The organism is Runella zeae DSM 19591 (assembly GCF_000423565.1).
Lineage (GTDB): Bacteria > Bacteroidota > Bacteroidia > Cytophagales > Spirosomataceae > Runella > Runella zeae.
Genome location: NZ_KE384044.1, coordinates 160,183 through 178,108 on the forward strand (window position 1 = coordinate 160,183; position 17,926 = coordinate 178,108).

The 17,926-nt window shown below is 43.6% G+C and carries 19 protein-coding genes and 1 pseudogene; 13 read left to right on the forward strand and 7 right to left on the reverse strand.

Features of this window, described 5'->3' with window-relative positions:
• The first annotated feature begins 1 nt into the window (after nucleotide 1).
• From G563_RS0130520 to G563_RS36310, 5 genes and pseudogenes are all read left to right on the forward strand, one after another.
• Nucleotides 2–376 carry a VOC family protein gene (locus tag G563_RS0130520; RefSeq protein WP_028668677.1) on the forward strand — a complete coding sequence of 125 codons (375 nt, stop codon included), beginning with the start codon at nucleotides 2–4 and terminating at the stop codon, nucleotides 374–376.
• Nucleotides 377–540: 164 nt separating this feature from the next.
• Complete coding sequence (locus tag G563_RS0130525) at nucleotides 541–1,191, forward strand: hypothetical protein (protein WP_028668678.1); 651 nt, start codon at nucleotides 541–543, stop codon at nucleotides 1,189–1,191.
• A gap of 24 nt (nucleotides 1,192–1,215) precedes the next feature.
• Nucleotides 1,216–2,154 (forward strand): bestrophin family protein, encoded by a 939-nt coding sequence (locus G563_RS0130530; RefSeq protein WP_028668679.1) that lies wholly within the window; start codon nucleotides 1,216–1,218, stop codon nucleotides 2,152–2,154.
• A gap of 16 nt (nucleotides 2,155–2,170) precedes the next feature.
• Nucleotides 2,171–2,248: pseudogene (locus G563_RS39005) on the forward strand (NAD(P)-binding domain-containing protein); the annotation flags it as partial.
• Nucleotides 2,249–2,303: 55 nt separating this feature from the next.
• Entirely contained in the window at nucleotides 2,304–2,789 is a 486-nt protein-coding gene (locus G563_RS36310) for an NAD(P)-binding domain-containing protein (RefSeq protein ID WP_229598591.1), read from the forward strand.
• Between the two features lie 3 nt (nucleotides 2,790–2,792).
• On the opposite strand, the gene G563_RS36315 is transcribed toward G563_RS36310, so the two are convergent.
• Together G563_RS36315 and tsaB are read right to left on the reverse strand one after the other, a co-directional pair.
• Nucleotides 2,793–3,902 (reverse strand): PQQ-binding-like beta-propeller repeat protein, encoded by a 1,110-nt coding sequence (locus G563_RS36315; RefSeq protein WP_051211308.1) that lies wholly within the window; start codon nucleotides 3,900–3,902, stop codon nucleotides 2,793–2,795.
• A gap of 62 nt (nucleotides 3,903–3,964) precedes the next feature.
• On the reverse strand, nucleotides 3,965–4,648 hold the full coding sequence (tsaB, locus tag G563_RS0130545) for a tRNA (adenosine(37)-N6)-threonylcarbamoyltransferase complex dimerization subunit type 1 TsaB (protein ID WP_028668680.1): 684 nt from the start codon (nucleotides 4,646–4,648) through the stop codon (nucleotides 3,965–3,967).
• Between the two features lie 146 nt (nucleotides 4,649–4,794).
• Between tsaB and G563_RS0130550 the strand changes: the two genes are divergently transcribed.
• The 4 genes from G563_RS0130550 to pgmB all read left to right on the forward strand — a co-directional run bounded on the left by G563_RS0130550 (nucleotide 4,795) and on the right by pgmB (nucleotide 8,910).
• A complete protein-coding gene (locus tag G563_RS0130550; protein WP_028668681.1) occupies nucleotides 4,795–6,159 on the forward strand; it encodes a UDP-N-acetylmuramate--L-alanine ligase in 1,365 nt (454 codons plus the stop codon).
• A 120-nt stretch (nucleotides 6,160–6,279) separates the two neighbouring features.
• The gene (locus G563_RS0130555; protein ID WP_028668682.1) at nucleotides 6,280–7,320 is read left to right on the forward strand and encodes an aminoglycoside phosphotransferase/kinase family protein; all 1,041 of its coding nucleotides are present in this window, start codon (nucleotides 6,280–6,282) and stop codon (nucleotides 7,318–7,320) included.
• Between the two features lie 30 nt (nucleotides 7,321–7,350).
• Nucleotides 7,351–8,205: a TIGR01459 family HAD-type hydrolase gene (locus G563_RS0130560; protein ID WP_028668683.1), complete on the forward strand. Its 855-nt coding sequence runs from the start codon at nucleotides 7,351–7,353 to the stop codon at nucleotides 8,203–8,205.
• 54 nt (nucleotides 8,206–8,259) lie between these two features.
• Nucleotides 8,260–8,910 (forward strand): beta-phosphoglucomutase, encoded by a 651-nt coding sequence (pgmB, locus tag G563_RS0130565; protein ID WP_037328602.1) that lies wholly within the window; start codon nucleotides 8,260–8,262, stop codon nucleotides 8,908–8,910.
• Nucleotides 8,911–9,113: 203 nt separating this feature from the next.
• Here pgmB and G563_RS0130570 read toward each other — a convergent pair whose 3' ends face one another.
• Both G563_RS0130570 and G563_RS0130575 read right to left on the reverse strand, forming a co-directional pair.
• On the reverse strand, nucleotides 9,114–10,709 hold the full coding sequence (locus G563_RS0130570) for a peptide chain release factor 3 (RefSeq protein ID WP_028668685.1): 1,596 nt from the start codon (nucleotides 10,707–10,709) through the stop codon (nucleotides 9,114–9,116).
• A 63-nt stretch (nucleotides 10,710–10,772) separates the two neighbouring features.
• Entirely contained in the window at nucleotides 10,773–12,482 is a 1,710-nt protein-coding gene (locus tag G563_RS0130575) for a hypothetical protein (RefSeq protein ID WP_028668686.1), read from the reverse strand.
• A gap of 56 nt (nucleotides 12,483–12,538) precedes the next feature.
• Between G563_RS0130575 and G563_RS0130580 the strand changes: the two genes are divergently transcribed.
• The 3 genes from G563_RS0130580 to G563_RS0130590 all read left to right on the forward strand — a co-directional run bounded on the left by G563_RS0130580 (nucleotide 12,539) and on the right by G563_RS0130590 (nucleotide 14,296).
• A complete protein-coding gene (locus tag G563_RS0130580; protein ID WP_028668687.1) occupies nucleotides 12,539–13,045 on the forward strand; it encodes a SixA phosphatase family protein in 507 nt (168 codons plus the stop codon).
• A gap of 48 nt (nucleotides 13,046–13,093) precedes the next feature.
• Nucleotides 13,094–13,276, forward strand: coding sequence for a hypothetical protein (locus G563_RS0130585; protein WP_028668688.1), 183 nt, complete (start codon nucleotides 13,094–13,096; stop codon nucleotides 13,274–13,276).
• Nucleotides 13,277–13,363: 87 nt separating this feature from the next.
• Complete coding sequence (locus G563_RS0130590; protein WP_028668689.1) at nucleotides 13,364–14,296, forward strand: SGNH/GDSL hydrolase family protein; 933 nt, start codon at nucleotides 13,364–13,366, stop codon at nucleotides 14,294–14,296.
• Nucleotides 14,297–14,383: 87 nt separating this feature from the next.
• Here the strand turns inward: G563_RS0130590 and G563_RS0130595 are convergent, their stop codons facing one another.
• The 3 genes from G563_RS0130595 to G563_RS0130605 all read right to left on the reverse strand — a co-directional run bounded on the left by G563_RS0130595 (nucleotide 14,384) and on the right by G563_RS0130605 (nucleotide 16,850).
• Complete coding sequence (locus G563_RS0130595) at nucleotides 14,384–14,932, reverse strand: DUF2911 domain-containing protein (RefSeq protein ID WP_028668690.1); 549 nt, start codon at nucleotides 14,930–14,932, stop codon at nucleotides 14,384–14,386.
• A gap of 39 nt (nucleotides 14,933–14,971) precedes the next feature.
• The gene (locus G563_RS0130600; protein WP_028668691.1) at nucleotides 14,972–16,327 is read right to left on the reverse strand and encodes a M20/M25/M40 family metallo-hydrolase; all 1,356 of its coding nucleotides are present in this window, start codon (nucleotides 16,325–16,327) and stop codon (nucleotides 14,972–14,974) included.
• 64 nt (nucleotides 16,328–16,391) lie between these two features.
• Complete coding sequence (locus G563_RS0130605) at nucleotides 16,392–16,850, reverse strand: hypothetical protein (protein ID WP_051211309.1); 459 nt, start codon at nucleotides 16,848–16,850, stop codon at nucleotides 16,392–16,394.
• A gap of 86 nt (nucleotides 16,851–16,936) precedes the next feature.
• Here G563_RS0130605 and G563_RS0130610 point away from each other — a divergent pair, with 86 nt between their 5' ends.
• Nucleotides 16,937–17,887 carry a helix-turn-helix transcriptional regulator gene (locus tag G563_RS0130610; protein ID WP_037328646.1) on the forward strand — a complete coding sequence of 317 codons (951 nt, stop codon included), beginning with the start codon at nucleotides 16,937–16,939 and terminating at the stop codon, nucleotides 17,885–17,887.
• Nucleotides 17,888–17,926: the final 39 nt, after the last annotated feature.

The following is a 17,926-nucleotide window of genomic DNA, read 5'->3' on the forward strand; positions in this document are numbered from 1 at the left end:
TATGCACGCTGTTAATTGGTTCGAAATTCCTGCCATAGACTTAGATAGAGCCTATCAATTTTATTCAATAGTTCTCAACGGCAATGTCCGCAAAGGAACATTCGGCAATGGCGATTTAATCCTGTTCAATGTACCTTTCAACAACGGTGAGGCAGTTGGGGGCTCCCTCGTCGTTCGTCCTGACCTACAACCAAGTACCAATGGAGCTGTACTTTATCTCAATGCTTTTGGTAAACTCACCGAAACCGTCGGCAGGGTTGAAAAAGCTGGCGGAAAAGTCATCGTCCCCGAAATCAACCTTGGCAAATTTGGCTTTGCTGCCATCATTATTGATAGCGAAGGAAATAAAATCGGGCTTTTGTCACACGAATTGTAAAAGCAAACTAAGGAAGGAATCGCGCGAAAATTAAAAAATAGTCAGCGTTACTCTACGGCTAAGTGTTATCCGCAGATTAACGCTGATTTACCCTCTAAAGAAGCACACTGTATTTACAACGCCCCCGTTTTCTTTCTATCACTATTTTAGCTGCATCGTCATTCATGAAGCGTACTAAACTTAACTACCGTTTTTTGCGTCTGTCACTGTGGGTAAGTTTCATGGCCAATACCGTCTTAAATGCCCAATCAGTAGAAATATATGCTGGTCATAAGCGAGTGGGAATTGATTTGATGTGGTTTAAAAACTTCAAAAACCCCAAAAATGAAACCACGCCGTTCCTGTTTTTTAGCCGTAACCGAGCAAATACCGATTACCAAAATTCGCCCACTGCCTTTGGCTCAACCAACGCCGTTTCTTACAATTTCAAAAATGGACTAGGTATCGTAGGCGTAGCCTCGCTGCTCAACGCAGGCTTTACGCCCAAGGTGGGGATTCAATACTACCAACAAAAAGGAAATTTTATGTTTTTTGGATGGCTTGTGACTGATGTAAAAAAAGAAAACAACGTCGATTTGTTTGGTCTTTTTCGCTACCAACCCGCCATCAATCCGCAATGGAAAGGCTTTTTTCAAGCCGAGGTATTTCCCGTTTATAATCCCAAAAATCAATTTTGGAGCCTCACACAGCGGTTCCGTTTGGGAGCCAAATACCATGCTTGGGCAGGGGGAGCAATGCTTGATTTTAATCAATCAGGAAAAAGTACGCTTACGCACACCCAAAACGTAGGAGCATTTATAAGATACGATTTTTAAAGAACCCCCAACCGTTTAAACACCATGATTCTTCGCAAAGTTTTTAACCCCATTGCCGTTGCTCGTTACATGCGTACCGAATTACTTGCTTCGGCAGGTCTTTCTGTCGCTGTTTATTTTTTGTACCACAACCAACAGCTCGAAAAAGTAGTTTTACCCTTTTCCGTCGCGGCTATTTTAGGAAGTGCCTTGGCCATTTTTCTAGCTTTTCGTAACAACAATTCCTACAGCCGCTGGTGGGAAGCCCGTACGATTTGGGGAAATATTATCAACAATAGTCGCATTTTTGCGCGCCAAATCACCGCCAATGCCGACAACGCCGTGGCCATTGGCAAGGTATCTCAGACCTTAGCTGATGACTACAAAAAAGAATTGATTTACCGCCAGATAGCCTTTGCCCATGCGCTGCGTTTACATCTTCGTCGGCAAACTAGCTGGGAAGAGCTTTCATCCTTACTTTCTCCAAAAGAAATAGAAGCCCTTGCAAACAAGTCAAATAAACCCAATTATTTACTTCAAAATCAGGGCATTCGTATCAAAGAGGGAATGCGCTCGGAGCTTTTGGGGGCTTTTGACAACATTAGCCTCGAACCTACGCTGGCAGGCTTCAACAATTTCCAAGGGGCTTGCGAACGCATTAAAAACACGCCTCTTTTGCGCCAATACCACTTTTTTACCAAATTATTCATGGTGGTATTTATGGCCATTCTTCCGTTTTCTTTGATAGGTGATTTCAACAAAATGGGTATTCCTGAGCTAATGATTCCAGTGAGTATACTCGTTTCGTTTGTATTTGGGGTAATGGGTAAAGTGGGTGAGGTCAACGAAGACCCGTTTGAAAATCGAATTACGGACGTTCCGATGACGTCGATTTGCAATACGATTGAGCGGGACTTGAAAGAAATGCTGGAAGAACGTAACTTACCTTCACAAATAACCCCTCAAAGCGGTTTTATCTTTTAACTTCAATTATACATTCATGAAAATAGCAATCATCGGTTCAGGCAATGTCGGTGGGGCATTGGCTCAAAAGCTCATTAAGGCAGGTCACAGTGTTTTGGTAGGGGCGAAGTTTCCCTTGAGCGAAAAATCAATCAAGCTAGCCACCCAAATTGGCGAAGATAGATTTACGACTTTTGAAAGGGCAACACCAAAGCGATGTCGTCATTCTTACCACTCCTCCCACGGCCATCTCCAGCATTGTAGCCACCGAAGAAGACCTATCCGACAAAGTAATCATCGATGCTACCAATTCTATTGGGCGCAAGATAGAAGATGTGTACCCTACTGTATACCATTACCTCATCGAAAAGACCAAAGCCAAAGTAATAAAATGCTTCAACAGTACAGGCTTTGAAAATATCCTCAATCCCGTTTACAACGGAATAGCAGCGGATATGTTTATGGCAGGAGAAAATCAAAACGCTAAAGACATCACTAGGCAACTAGCGATTGATTGTGGGTTTGGCTCCTGTATTGATTTTGGCAAAAGCGATAAGGTCGAGCTTCTGGAAAAATTGGCCCAAGTGTGGATCAACCTAGCCGCCTTTCAAGGCTTGGGACGAAACATTGCGTTTCATGTTTTGAAAAAACAATAGGACTTATTGCTGTATTCCACTCACACCCGAATAATACACCTTAGCAGCGCTTGTGAGCACCGCAGGAGAGGAATAAATACTCCCTCCTGTTCTAAACTCCCATTTTTTCGCCCCTGTACGGCTATCTAAAGCATACAGGCGGTCGTCGATACCGCCGATATACACCGTACTGTCTGTCACGGCGGGTGAAGATTGAATACGATTGGCGCTTACTGACTCCCACTTTTTGGCACCTGTTTTGACATCAAGTGCGTATGTTCTTGAATCTATACTTCCTGTATAAACGACTCCATTGGCTACTACGGGCGATGAAAAAATAGGGCCATCGGCTCTATATTCCCACTGTTTGGCGCCAGTTTGGGCGTTGAGGGCATACAGCTTGCGGTCAAAACTACCAATAAACACTACGCCCTCAGATACCGTAGGCGAAGAGCTTACTTCTCCACTTGTCGCAAATTTCCATTTTTGGGTGCCCGTTTCGGCATCCAAAGCATAGACATTATAATCGTTGCTTCCTACATATACGACGCCATCGGCCACCGACGGCGACGAATCTACCCCAGAGCCTGTTTTGAATTCCCATTTTTGGGTGCCAGTTTTGGCATCTAGGGCATATACATTCGTAAAACCTCCTACATATATTTTTCCATTAGCAAGAGTTGGGGAAGAAATACTAATACCATCGACCGAAAATTCCCATTTTTTAGTTCCTGATACAATATCTAAAGCATACAACTTGCTCCTAAAATTGGAAGCACTCCCCATGCCAACAAATACAGTGGCATCTTGTACCAATGGAGCCGACGAAATACCCATTCCTGCGTCAAACTCCCATACTTTGGCACCTGTTTTGATATCTAAGGCATATACTTTTTCGTCGGAACTCCCCACAATCACCAGCCCTACTCCCAGCGCAGGCGACGAATGTACGGCACCTTTTGCCTCAAAATCCCACATTTTAGTGCCTGTTTTGGCATTGACGGCATAGAGTTTATTGTCACTACTTCCCACAAAAACCGCATCAATGCCTTTGGGAAGAGGGTCACTTTTTTTTGAACAGGCACTTACCAATATTATTAACAGACCAAGAGAATAATTGAGTATTTTTTTCATGCGTTATATGTAAAACGTAATTATGACTTTGAACGAAGTTTAGAAAGAAAAAGTATGACCATTTATTTTTTAGGAGTAGTAGTCATAAATTCCTTTAGATAGTACGGCTCAAATTCGGCTACATTTTCAAAACGTTGTTGCTTCCACAAATCCATAGCCAATTGCCCTACCGTTTTGGCCGAGGGATATATTACCGGAACTCGAAAATGTGCATTAGAATGATGTTCTAAAACCTGCCGACACTTGGTGGCGCCATCCCCAAAAAATACAACCCGTGATTTTTGAAGTAAATCTTCAAAAGAATCTAAATCAATAATTTTGGCTTGGGTAGGTTCTAATTCTTGCAGCTTGCTGTCGTATATGGCACAATAAACCTCCATACGCCGAGCATCGAGCATGGGGCAGAAAAGCGTCGTTTCATCAAAAAAATCAACAATTTGGGCGGTCATTGCGGCAAGGGTATTGACACTGACCAGTGGCTTATCTAAGGCAAAACAAAGCCCTTTGGCCGTAGAAACCGCAATTCTTAGTCCAGTATATGAGCCTGGGCCTTTGGCGACGGCAATGGCGTCAAGGTCCGAAAGTGTAAATCCAGCGTGGGTGACGGCATTGTGTATCAAGGTCGTCAACATCCCCGAAGACGACTTCTCGGCCAATAAATCATAGCTTACCAATAGCGCATTGTCTTGGTGTAATGCGACAGAGCAGCCACGAGTAGAGGTATCAATACTTAATAAAAGTGACACGTTTGTGGGGGTATTATTTGAAAAGTTTGATAGTTTAAATGATTGGCTGTTAATTTGCTTTTGCAAATAACAACTCTATTCATCAAACTTTCCAAGTTCGGAGGTAGAATCATTGGAAGTTTTTTCAAACTCAGATACCAACACAAATGCAAGTTCATTTTATTGCCATTGGTGGAAGTGTGATGCACAACTTGGCGATTGCCTTGCATCGCAAAGGTTACCAAATAACCGGTTCCGATGACGAAATCTACGATCCAGCTCGCACAAGGCTCCAAAAATTAGGTTTATTACCCGCCGAAATAGGATGGTTTCCTGACAAAATCCATTCCAATCTCGATGCGGTGATTTTGGGAATGCACGCTCGTAAAGACAATCCTGAGCTTGCTCGCGCCCAAGAATTAGGTTTAGCGATTTATTCTTATCCAGAATATATTTACCAACAAAGCCTCCATAAACAGCGTGTTGTGATTGCGGGGAGTCATGGCAAAACCACTATCACGTCGATGGTGCTGCATGCATTGCGGGTCAATCAACGTCAGTTTGACTATCTTGTAGGTGCACAGCTTGATGGCTTTGAGACCATGGTAAAGCTATCAGATGAAGCCCCGCTTATTGTGGTAGAAGGCGATGAATACCCCGCTTCGCCTACCGACCTAGCCCCCAAGTTTTTACATTATCATCCTCACATCGCCCTTATCAGTGGCATTGCGTGGGATCACTACAATGTATTTCCTACTTGGGAAAGCTACGTAAAGCAATTTGAACAGCTCGCTGACTCTCTGCCCAAATCAGGTGTGCTGATTTTTGACGAAACCGACGACATGCTCGATGTCATTGGCAAAAATGAAAGGGTAGATATAAGGCCTGTTCCCTATGAAGTACACGCCCACAAAATCGTTAACGGGCAGACCTTCCTGACTACTACAAACTATGGTGACGTACCTTTGTTGGTATTTGGGGAGCACAACATGAAAAATATCAGCGGTGCACTAGCTGTCTGCGAAGAACTTGGGCTCACGACTGAGCAGTTTTATCGGGCTATTCAGACCTTCAAAGGAGCGAGCAATCGTATGGAAACATTAGGTAAAAACGAACATGCTGCTGTTTTTAAAGATTTTGCCCACGCTCCATCCAAAGTAGAAGCCACCACCAAAGCCGCCAAATCGCAATTTCCTGAAAGAGAACTTATCGCTTGCGTAGAGCTTCACACTTTTAGTAGCCTCAACAAAGATTTCATCGGACAGTATGCTCACAAACTCGATGCCGCAGATACCGCTATTGTCTATTACAACCCACATACGCTCACTCATAAGCGGCTTGCCCCTATCGAACCCTCTGATGTAAAGGACGCTTTCAAGTTGGAGCGTTTGGAGGTGTTTACCGACGTCGAAGCACTTCAGCAGTTTTTGCGGTCTCAGTCGTGGCAACATGCCAATTTACTCATGATGAGTTCGGGCACTTTTGGCGGATTAGATTTAAAAACATTAACGAATGATATTCTAAAAAGCTAAACGTCAACTATTTTTTATCTGCTACTCCAAACCAAACCTTGCCAACCTCAGAGAATTCTCTGAGGTTTATTTTTTGGCTACAAAATGACGCATTACGCTATCTTTGCAAAAATTTTTAATATGCGTTTTGTAGATTATCCTTCCATCATCAGATTTGCGTGGGCCGACTTCGATGCAAGCCGCCCCATCGACCACATTGAAGACATAAGTGCCCGAGTATCGACCAATCACGTTTTTAGAGTTAATCTCGAAGGAGGCGACCGAGTTATTGCCAAGCTTTCTTATTTTGGCAAATATGAGCATTTCAAAGAAGACCATCGGCTCATTCATACCTTAGCCAACAATCTCCTCTATCCTTTTGAAAACGTACTAGCAAAATCTCTGGTCAAAAACAACCAAGTGTATGTCTATCGCCACCAAGAAGAAAACATTGATGTTTGGGTGGTGTTTTACAACCCTATCCGCGTGGCCGAAAAGCTTCCACGACGACTAGAAGAACATCACATTCGAAAGCTTGGCAACGAAATAGCCCGCTTCCACAAAGCTTGTGCTAGTGTAAGCTCAGTCATGCCAAAGTCTTCTAAAACGTTGCGTTCGGACATCCAAGATTTACTAGATATGCTCGATACCGATACGGGTCGCTATGAACACCGCATGAACATCGACGCCCTACGCCAACAATGTAACCTCTTCTTAGAAAATCGTAAAAAGATGGTGGCAAGCTCGGTAGAAACCATGCCCGTTTTTTTAGATTGGAACATCGGCAATTTTTCAGTTACCGAAAAATTAGAGCTTTTTTCGCGCTGGGATTATGACTGGTTTCGGATCAGCTACCGTGTCATGGATTTCTATTTTTTCAGTCGCGTATGTTCAGATGCCGGCGATCGAACTGTGTTTTCTTACCTCATCAGTCCTTTGGCCGAAGAGCGTTTTGGGTGGTTTTTGGAAGAATACCACAAAGTATATCCCCTTACTGAGCGTGAAGTACGATTTTTGCCCGAAGCATATCGCTTCTTTATTCTCAACTATGTCATCAAATATGGACGGTATTTTTTCCACCGTACCTACGCTACCAAACTCCAAAGAGAAGCTTACGAAATTTATTTCCCCTCGATTGAGACCTTTTCGGTAGACCCCATTTTGAAAAACTTAAATCTATAATCATATCCATCAAAAGACCATTGTGCCTGCATGTTAGCTTTAGAAAACTTTACAGATATTGCCGACCGTTATCAAGTGTTTTTCTTTGATGCCTTTGGAGTCCTCAAAAACTCTAATGGGCTTATCCCCAATATTGTGGATACGTTTGCATATTTGCAGGCACAGCAAAAACAATTTTATATCCTTACCAACGATGCCTCCCGCAGCCCACAGCAGCTTGCAGAGTCGTATTGGAAACTAGGCTTGCAAGACATCACCCCCGACAATATCATCTCTTCTGGAATGCTTGCGCGGGAGTATTTGCAGCTCAAAGTAAAGCACGGAGTAGTGGCTTACCTTGGCACCGAAGATTCGGCTCACTACATCGAAACAGCCGACTTAAAGACCCTTTCGATTACGAATCTAAATCTCGACAAAGCCTCCGAAATAAGCGCACTCGTACTACTCGACGACGAAGGCTTTGACTGGAACGAAGACCTCAACAAAGCAATCAACCTCCTCCGCCGCCGTAATATCCCGGTCATTGTAGCCAATACCGACAATACTTATCCCATTTCCAAAACCCACGTAGCTATTGCCATCGGTGCCGTAGCCGATATGCTCGAAAGCATCGTCGGAAAACAGTTTATTCGTTTTGGGAAACCCGACGCTCAGATGTTTATGTTTGCCTACGACCGAGTCATCACCCAAAACCCTGAATTGGGCAAGAAAGATATCGTAATGGTAGGCGATACCCTTCGCACTGATATCGCCGGAGGAAATAAATTTGGCCTTGATACCGTATTGGTACTGACGGGAAACATTCCCGCCGAAGACGCCGAAATCAGGATTCGAAGCACAGGCATCATCCCTACTTATGTGTGCGAGTCGGCGGTTGTATCTTAATTTCCCAAGACATCACATGTGTTAGGCATTATTTTCACCTATGATTTTATAACAATGAAAGCATTCTTATTTGACTTAGACGGCGTAATCGTAGATACCGCCCATTTTCACTACCAAGCTTGGCGACGCCTTGCCAATGAAAAACTGGGCTTCGACATTTCGGAAGAATTCAACGAAAACCTCAAAGGAATAAGCCGTACCGAATCGTTAGAGCGGATTTTAGCCCACGGCAATAGCACCCTCGACGAGGCGACCAAAGCCGCCTACGCGACCCTCAAAAACGAGTGGTATGTAGAGTTAATCAATAAAATGACACCCGATGATATTTTGCCAGGTGTGAAGGTTTTTTTGGAAAAAACCCGCCAAGGTGGCATCAAGATTGGACTAGGGTCGGTTAGTAAAAATGCCAAGCCGATTTTAGAAAAAATTGGCATTGTGGAGGATTTTGATGTCATCATCGACGGTACCAAAATTTCCAAAGGAAAACCCGACCCTGAAGTCTTTTTGAAAGGTGCCCAAGAACTCCAGATAGCTCCTCACGACTGTGCGGTTTTTGAAGATGCGGTAGCAGGTATAGAAGCCGGCAAAAGAGCAGGTATGAAGACCGTGGGAATCGGCCAAGCGGAGGTATTGAAAGAAGCGGATATTGTATTTCCCAACCTTGTCGATGTAGAGATTTTTGAGCTGCTCCAAGCCTTATTTTAAGGCTAGTTTTGGAGCCGTTTCATAGCCAAAAAAAGACAGGATTTTTTTTGGAATAAATTGTTTTCTATCTATATTTGCACAACTAATAATGGTGTGGATATAGTCGGAAAGCTGTTCGAGAATTTCGGGCAGCTTTTTTCATTTTCTTGAAATCAGCTAAATGTCTCAAAATGAGACATTACAACCCAAAATTCTCTACTGTTTTAATTTTCAGTCACTTTAAATTCGGAAGTCGTATGAAACTGTATGTCGGGGTTGTTGTCGCGGTTCATGCGAAGCATCCACTCTGAGTCCGCCAAAAATACTGGATTATCATCTTTGTCGTATCCGATCTGAGTACCCTTCAAACGGATAAATTCTTGGAGCTTTTTGGGGTCTTCGCTAGTGATCCAGCAAGCCCTCGAAGTACTCATCGAAACCCACTTACATTTGGCACCATATTCGTGTTCGAGGCGGTACTGAATCACCTCAAATTGCAGCTCTCCTACCGTCCCTACTACCTTCCGATTGCCGGGTTGTACCGTAAACAACTGCGCTACTCCTTCGTCGGTCAATTGCTGCACCCCTTTCTCCAATTGCTTCGATTTCATAGGATCAAGATTGATAAGCTCTTTGAAGATTTCGGGTGAAAAGCTTGGAATACCTGCGTACTGTAAATTTTCTCCTTCTGTAAGGGTATCCCCAATCTTGAAAGTACCGGTATCATACAACCCAATCACATCTCCGGGGAAGCCTTCATCTATGACTTCCTTAGCAGAGGCCAGAAAGCTATAAGGATTGGAAAAGCGTACGCCCTTATCAAGACGTGTATGATGATAAAACTTGCCCCTTTCAAACACCCCTGAGCAGACCCTCAAAAACGCAATACGGTCGCGGTGACGTGGGTCAATGTTAGCATGAATTTTAAATACAAATCCCGTAAATTTCTTCTCAAGTGGCTCCACAACGCGCACATTGGTAACACGCCCCACGGGCAAGGGAGAAATTTGGCAGAAAGCCTCTAACAACTCTCTTACTCCAAAGTTGTTGACGGCACTTCCAAAAAACACGGGTGCTACTTTCCCGGTCAAATAGGCGTCTCGGTCAAACTCATCATACACTCCTTCAATCAGCTCCACATCCTCACGAAGCTGATTGGCATCGCGCTCTCCTACTTTTTGATCTAGCTCATCCGAATCCAACTCCAAAAGCGCCACCTCATCTTCTACTTTGGTTTTGTTCACTTTGAAAAAATACATTTGTTTTTCCAACAAGTGATACACGCCTTTGAAGGTAGCTCCACCATTGACAGGCCATGTCAAGGGACGAACTTTGATGTTGAGTTTTTGTTCTAATTCATCCAATAAATCAAACGGATTTTGGCCTTCTCTATCCATTTTATTGATAAAGATAATCACGGGGGTATCACGCATACGGCAGACCTCCATGAGGCGCTCGGTTTGCTCTTCAACACCCTTTACACAATCAATCACCAAAATGACCGAATCGACCGCTGTAAGGGTACGATAGGTATCTTCGGCAAAATCTTTGTGACCAGGAGTATCTAATATATTGATAAGCAAATTATTGTATTCGAATGTCATGACGGAGGTAGCCACAGAGATACCACGTTGCTTTTCAATCTCCATAAAATCCGAAGTAGCTGTTTTTTTGATTTTGTTGGATTTTACGGCTCCTGCGGTTTGAATAGCCCCTCCAAAGAGCAGCAATTTTTCGGTCAGTGTGGTTTTTCCAGCATCAGGGTGGCTGATAATGGCGAATGTACGCCGTTTGGCGATTTCTTGTTGAAGATTACTCATTGTAAAAGTAGAATTGCAAAACTAGGATTTTTCGAATCTGAAAAAGTCCGCAAAGTTAGTAGCTTATTTCCGAAAATCCTGAATTTTAAATCGTTGAGTCGTATAAACTACGCGCGTTTTGGAACCTTCATGATACATCAATCCCAACTGATAGTCTCCTTCGGGGATATTGTCTTGGTATATCTGCGCCGCAAATCCTTTCCCAAAGTGATTTCCAGTCTGAATAAATGATTTTCGCCCATGGTTTGGATGCTGACGCACAGAAGCCAAATAAGCCGTCGAATCATCTCGTAACACTAAAAATACCGCATTTTCGGGTGAGCTTTCATCCAACACCACGGTTTCGTTTTGTATTTTGTTGATCATTACCCCTCCATAGGCGGGCAATGTATCGAGGTCAAAGCTAAACGGTATCTTCACTAACTGACTAGAGTCATAAGCCATGAGGTTTTTGGATGAAACAATGGGAGTGGGCAAATGATAAATACCTCTTTGTATGGCTTCATCAAAATACTGTTTCACGACCAGATTAGTCATGGTTTCTAGCTTGCCACTTACCCTACGATGATGCGTTAAGTTGTAAGCATCCGCGACCAGTGTATTCCTAAAATTAATGACATCAGGCGCCGCAAACAAATAAGTTCCCAAGGCAAATACCATTCCAAAGGCCGTCATCACTACCGCCAAAGTACTCTGAAAACGCCTAGGAAAAATCAGCAAAAAAGTGACATACAACGACACTACTGCCATCACTGAGTATATCATATAGCGCGCGGGAGTTTCGAGCGCTTGCCCTGCCCTGGCGGTTGCTACGCCTAAGCCTGTCAAAAGCAGCCACGCCAATAAAGCCACAAGCGATAAATTGGCTGAATTTTTGAGAAATAGACTTAATATAGGTGCTGGTGATTCATTTTTCAAAAACACCGTTCGGAGATAAGAAATAGCAAGGCGCAAAGCCAAACTAATCAATGCCAATGAAACACTTGCTCCCAAAATAGCCACCTCCGTAAGACGCCCACGCAAGTAAGAGGCCGAAGCCCCAAAAAAAGAAAGAAGGGTCAAAAACGAATTTTTAAAACTTTTTTCTTGTCCCAATGAGCCAAATCCAAACGGATAGTACCAATAAAACACCACCGTCGTAATAGCGCAAGACACTATCCATATAATGGCCTTGGGATAACGAGCCTGTAACAAGGGAATCACCACGCCTACGTACATTCCAAACAAGCCGTTACCATTGGTATAAGTTGTCAAAAAACCCGCTATGATGGCGCCTACCAAAGCCCAACGCTGAGGCATCGCCAATAAATAATACGTAGCAATCCCTAGTACAAAAGAAGCGGTATACTGCCAAAGCGCCGCCGCCCAAAAAATATTTTCGTGATAAGCAGGCGTAAACAACAACAACCCCACGGGTAGTACGCAATAAAAAGGTATCTTATTGACAGATAGCACTTTCCAGAAATAACCAAACAGCAATATGGCCAAGCCACTCCCCGCCACAATGAGGGTACGATAGTTGACTTCGCCGGTGAGCAAGTAGTCTATCCAAAACACTAACTTGGCCGTAATGACTCCATGACCATTGTGTTTGTACTCCAATTCGCGCAAGAAGTGCCAAAGATTAGGAGCATCTTTGAACTTAATAATGTATTCCAAATAAGCGTAATCATCGAAAAAAGGAATATTTACAGCATTTTGAAAAACGAATCGGTAAAAAAAGAATGCAACTATAAGCAATAAAGCAGCAACTACGTAGTTTAAAATTTTCATGCAGACAATACTTGACGAGCCTGCAAAGATAGGCTATTTTTGTAAAAATGACTTCGATGAAAAGACACCTATACGTAGTTCGCCACGCCAAAGCAGAAGATGGTTCTTCTTTTTTCGGCGATTTTAGTAGAGAATTAACGACCGCCGGCCAAATCGACGCCGCTCGCATGGGCAAATTCCTAGCCGACAATGGTCTCAAACCTGATTTGTTGGTAAGTAGTTCCGCTGCTAGGGCCTATCAAACAGCTCAAATCATGGCCGAACAACTCGGGTATGAAGTGGAGAAAATACAAACAACACGCCAACTATACGATGAAGGCCCTAAAGCTTATTTAGCGGCTGTCAATACTGCCCCTCAGAGTTGTCAGCATCTGTTGATTTTTGGTCACAATCCCGACGTCACCTATTTTGCGGAATATCTTTCCAATTCTAATATTGATTCTATGTCCAAAGGAAGCGTTGTTAGAATTGATTTTGACAATCTCGAATGGGCAGAAGTCTCAGCTCGTACAGGTACTTTTGTGAGCTACGATACTCCTAAGCAGCTTAGACCCAATCTCTAAAATCCAATCTTTTACTTATTTAAGGCCGCATCTGTTGTCTTCTTTTGTATGAATCGTAACCGAAAAATATTTCTCTTTGGTAGCCTTATTTTTGTGGCGATTGTGGTTTTTGTAGCTATTGATATGGCTAGCCGAACTACCGCCCCTTGGAATAAAAAAAAACAAATTATCAGGGCTTTTGAGGTCTCACCTGAGGCTGATTCTATTGCCATAGATACTACTCGTAGGTAAGAGAGCCTAGAATGAAATAGGGAGAAATCATCGTTTGTTTACTTTTTATCTTAAAGTAACGACGAAATGACTCCCAAAAGCTCTTTTATGCACCCGATACGATTGTTGTGTTTGGTGTGCTTGGTTCCACTATCAGTATGGAGCAATGGCCCCAAGCCCTTTCCCAAAAATGTGCATCGTATCCTCTTCCTAGGCAATAGCATTACTTACGGAGGTCATTATATCACCGACATCGAAACATACCTGACTCTCAAATACCCCAAAAAAAGCTTTGAATTTATCAATGTAGGCCTCCCAAGCGAGACCGTCTCTGGCCTTTCGGAAGAAAATCACGCTGGTGGACGCTTTCCAAGGCCCGATCTACACGAACGATTGGCACGAGTATTGGCTCAAACTCAGCCCGACTTTGTATTTGCTTGCTACGGTATGAACGACGGGATTTATCTTCCTTTGGAAGAAGGTCGTTTTCAAAAATTCAAAGATGGTATCACCTGGCTTCACGACGAAATCACGCAGCTTGGAGTGCCGATTGTGCACCTTACTCCGCCTGTTTATGATGAATCAAGAGGCAAAGACAAAGGCTATGCTGCGGTACTCGACCATTATGCTGATTGGCTTCTTCAACAACGTAAAATCCAAAAATGGGAAGTAGTGGACATTCATTCAGAAATGCAAAACTACCTGACTCAGCGGCGCAAAACCAATCCTGAATTTAGTTTTGCCAAAGACGGTGTTCATCCCGACGCCCTTGGGCATTGGCTGATGGCAAAGCCGGTATTGGCGTATTTAGGCCAAAAAGACGTCCAACCAGCCGAAACTTTGGAAGATGCGATTGTTTTTCATCCCAAAAGCAAAGAAGTGCATAAATTAATCTCTCAGCGTCAACAACTTATGAAAGACGCTTGGCTCACCTCTACAGGTCACAAACGCCCCGAAATGGCGGTTGGTCTACCGCTGGAAGAAGCCAAGAAAAAAGCCCTTGAGATAGAAAAAGAAATTAGAGAATTGCTAAAAAAGTAGGCATAACCCCGATAACCCCGGCAACGTTTTGAACGTTGCCGGGGTTGTTTGGAGTTGCTTTGAACGTTGCCGGGGTTTATTCTAGTATCAAAAAGTCATCGGCACCTCTACTACCGTATCATCCCACCCAAGTCGCATCACGGCTTCGGTACCTTTGGGAAATTGAATGGCGAAATTTTCGATAGGAGCCTCCGATTTTTTGGAAGGGACATTCACTCTCAACACGTCATTTTCTTGCTTGTATTGATAAGCCCCCCAATAATCCAAATCCTTATTGAGGATAATAGTCCATTCGGTTTCGCCCGGAATAGAAAACAATGAATAAGTGCCCGCTTTCACTTTTTTTCCTTGGATAGTCACATCCTTATAAAACTTGATTTCGGTATTTTCGTTGGCACCTGTACGCCATACCTTACCATAAGGCACCAATTTGCCAAATACTTCACGGCCATTTTTGGCGGGGCGACTATAAAGCACCCGTACCAAAGCCTGTTCGGTACCTTTACGGTCATGGGCAAAATTGTCGGGAAAATAAGCCGCATCCATTGGGCTTTTATCAACATTGCGGAAACCTTGAGCCTGAGCTGCGATACCCAATAAACCCAAAGCACAAATGAATAGAGTTGTTTTGAACATGATAAGGGAATTTAAAAATAGATAAATTGATAAATATCACTATCTCATACTGGGCCGAGGCAACACAGGAAGGCTTTCGTGTCCTTCTTCTCCAACTGCCTGTACTGCAAAAAAGTAATTGTCTTTTGAATAAGGCAAAGTTAGGCCGTTTTTATCCGTAAAAAACTTTTTTTGCCAAAAAGGCCAGTGGGTTTCGCGCATCAGTACATAATACCCCTTTACTTTTCCCGCTTTGGGGGCTTGCCAAAAAAGAGTGGTGGTATTGGTCAGATTTCGTGCTTCAAGGGTTACATTTTGAGGCATGGAAGGAGCCTTCGCAAGATTGGCAAGGTTTGCCAAGTTGACACAAGTATTTTTTCTCAAATACTCAAAATCCATGTTTTTGGCATAATCTCCGTACTCCGTTCCATTTTCGGTGCGTAAGTCTTGGTGTTGGTTATTAAAATTTTCATTCATTTCGGTAATACGCACTGCCGCAAAATCACGGTTAACAAAAGGAGTATGGTCTCCTCCGCGCAGATAACGGTCGTTGCGGTAAATGAGTTTGATTTCCAGATTATCAACGTACCTCTCCCCTATTTCTTTGACATAGCGTGCCAAAGTACGGGCTTTTCCGTCATTTTCTGCACCATATTGGCGAACGCCATTGGCTCGTTTGTCGGTCTCAAAGCCTGAAAGTCCTTCACTAAAAACCCTCAGTTTGGTATTGTCAATGAGTCGGGTATCGGGGCTATGATTGGAGCCCATGATGTCGTTGTTGAGCAGTGCTTCCAAATTCCATTTTTCGTTGGCTGCTCGTTCAGCTAGATGATTAGCGCCCAGCAATCCTTGTTCTTCGCCACTTACGGCTACAAAAATGATGGTAGCTGGAAAAGAATATTTGCTCATCACACGCGCTAGTTCGATGACCGCCGCCGTGCCACTGCCGTCGTCGTTGGCACCGGGCGCATCGGATTCTCGATTGCTGACATTGCTCACCCTACTATCAATATGCCCACTTACCATAAAAATACGGTCGTCGTTGGGATCCGTGCCTTTCAGGGTCGCCATTACGTTTCCTATTTCGTGTTCTTTGTCCACCCTTCTGCCGTCGGGTTGGAGCATCCACGAATCAATCGTAGCAGTCATGCGTCCTCCTGATTGTTTGGCAAATTCGTTGAACCGGCTCAAAACCCAGCGTCTTGCTGCTCCGATTCCTTTTTTTGGATCAGAAACTGAGCTTAGCGTATGTCGCGTACCAAAACTCACGAGCTTATCAACATGGCTTCGTAAACTATCAGGCGACACTTCACTAATCATAGTCACAATAAGTGGGTCACGCTGAACAATTTGCTGGGCCTGACTTCCTAGCGTAAAGCCAAAGTAGATTCCCAAAAGTGTGGAGATTTTTCTCATATACGTCATTAGTTAAATTGATGAAGAAATTTTATATATATGATAACTCCCCAAACCCCTCTTTTTACTCATTTTTCTTAAACTTTAGTGTCAGTTTGGTCATGCGTGGAGGGTCGTATATAGTACTGCGCGTTTCCATTTCAAAATGGTCTTCATACACATTTCTTGGGTAGATATTCCAACCACCTGTTTTGGCTACGGTATCGCGGAGCGCAATTACGTTTTGTTTGGGATATACTTCCCACTGAAACATTTTGGTTTCGGACGCCCCTTTAAAATGCCCTTCAAATGCCCCGCTTGGGTCAAACCTTACCCAATCCATGTAGGTATCAAACTCCACTCCACTAATATGCGGGATGTGTTTACCTTCCTTAAAAACGGGAGCATCGTCCATCAAAATCTCTTGAATATACCACTTAGGCGCATCCGTAAGTCGAGTTTGGGCTTCTTTTACATCTTTGGCCGGACGATGACAGGCTCCTACAAATACGCACAGTAAAGCTAAAATCAATGGCGGTTTCATACTTTTTTACCAATTTTGAAATTGTATCCAATACTATCACCTATCCCAGAGTTTACAAAATTCTTGTTGTAAAAATCACCTTTTTTATGAATCGTATCGATCGCCTTACGGCTATTCTGATTCAGCTTCAATCCAAACGTGTAGTCAAAGCCCAAGAGATAGCCGACCGTTTTGGAATAAGCTTGCGCACAGTATATCGCGACATCCGCGCTTTGGAAGAAGCGGGAGTGCCGATTGGGGCCGAAGCAGGAGTCGGGTATTTTTTGGAAGACTATCACCTTCCGCCAGTCATGTTTTCAAACGAAGAAGCAAGCGCTTTGCTTTTTGGGGCTAAACTCATCAAAAAAATGGGGGACGAATCGCTCAGTGAAAGCTATGACTCGGCTTTGTACAAAATAAAATCGGTACTCAAACGCCACGAAAAAGAACACCTAGAAGATTTGGAATCCCGCGTGGCCGTATTGGCACGTCAGCAGTCCCCCCCGTTTGCGGTAAATTTGTTGAACCAAATCCAACAAGCCATTGTGCGTCAGCAGGTGCTTTTGATTGACTATGTTACCAATCTCAGAAACCAAACTTCTCAGCGCGAAATCGAGCCCATTGGGCTAGTTTACTATGGCTCGCATTGGCATTTGATTGCTTTTTGTCGGCTAAGGGAAGATTATCGGGATTTCAGAGTTGACCGCATCCAGACACTTACCAATACCGAACGTTTTTTTCCAAAACAAAATTTGCTGACCCTCCAATCCTACCTCGACCAACTCCGCGTGCAAGAAGACCTCCAAGAAGTCAGTGTATCGGTACATGTGGGGGCGGCGATTTTTATGCAAGAGCAGCGTTATTCTTTTGGGTTCATCTCCGAAGAGCTAAACGGTAAATATGTCCAAATGAAATTTATGACGCAGGCTTTTGAGGGATTGGCCAGATGGCTACTTAGCTATGGTAAATATGTCCAAGTTGAACATCCCCAAAAACTCAAAAATTTGATGAAAACATTGGCCCTCGAAATCCAAGAACATTATCTCAATTCCTACTGACATAGGGTTGTCACTATGAGGATTTACCTTTGTATCCAC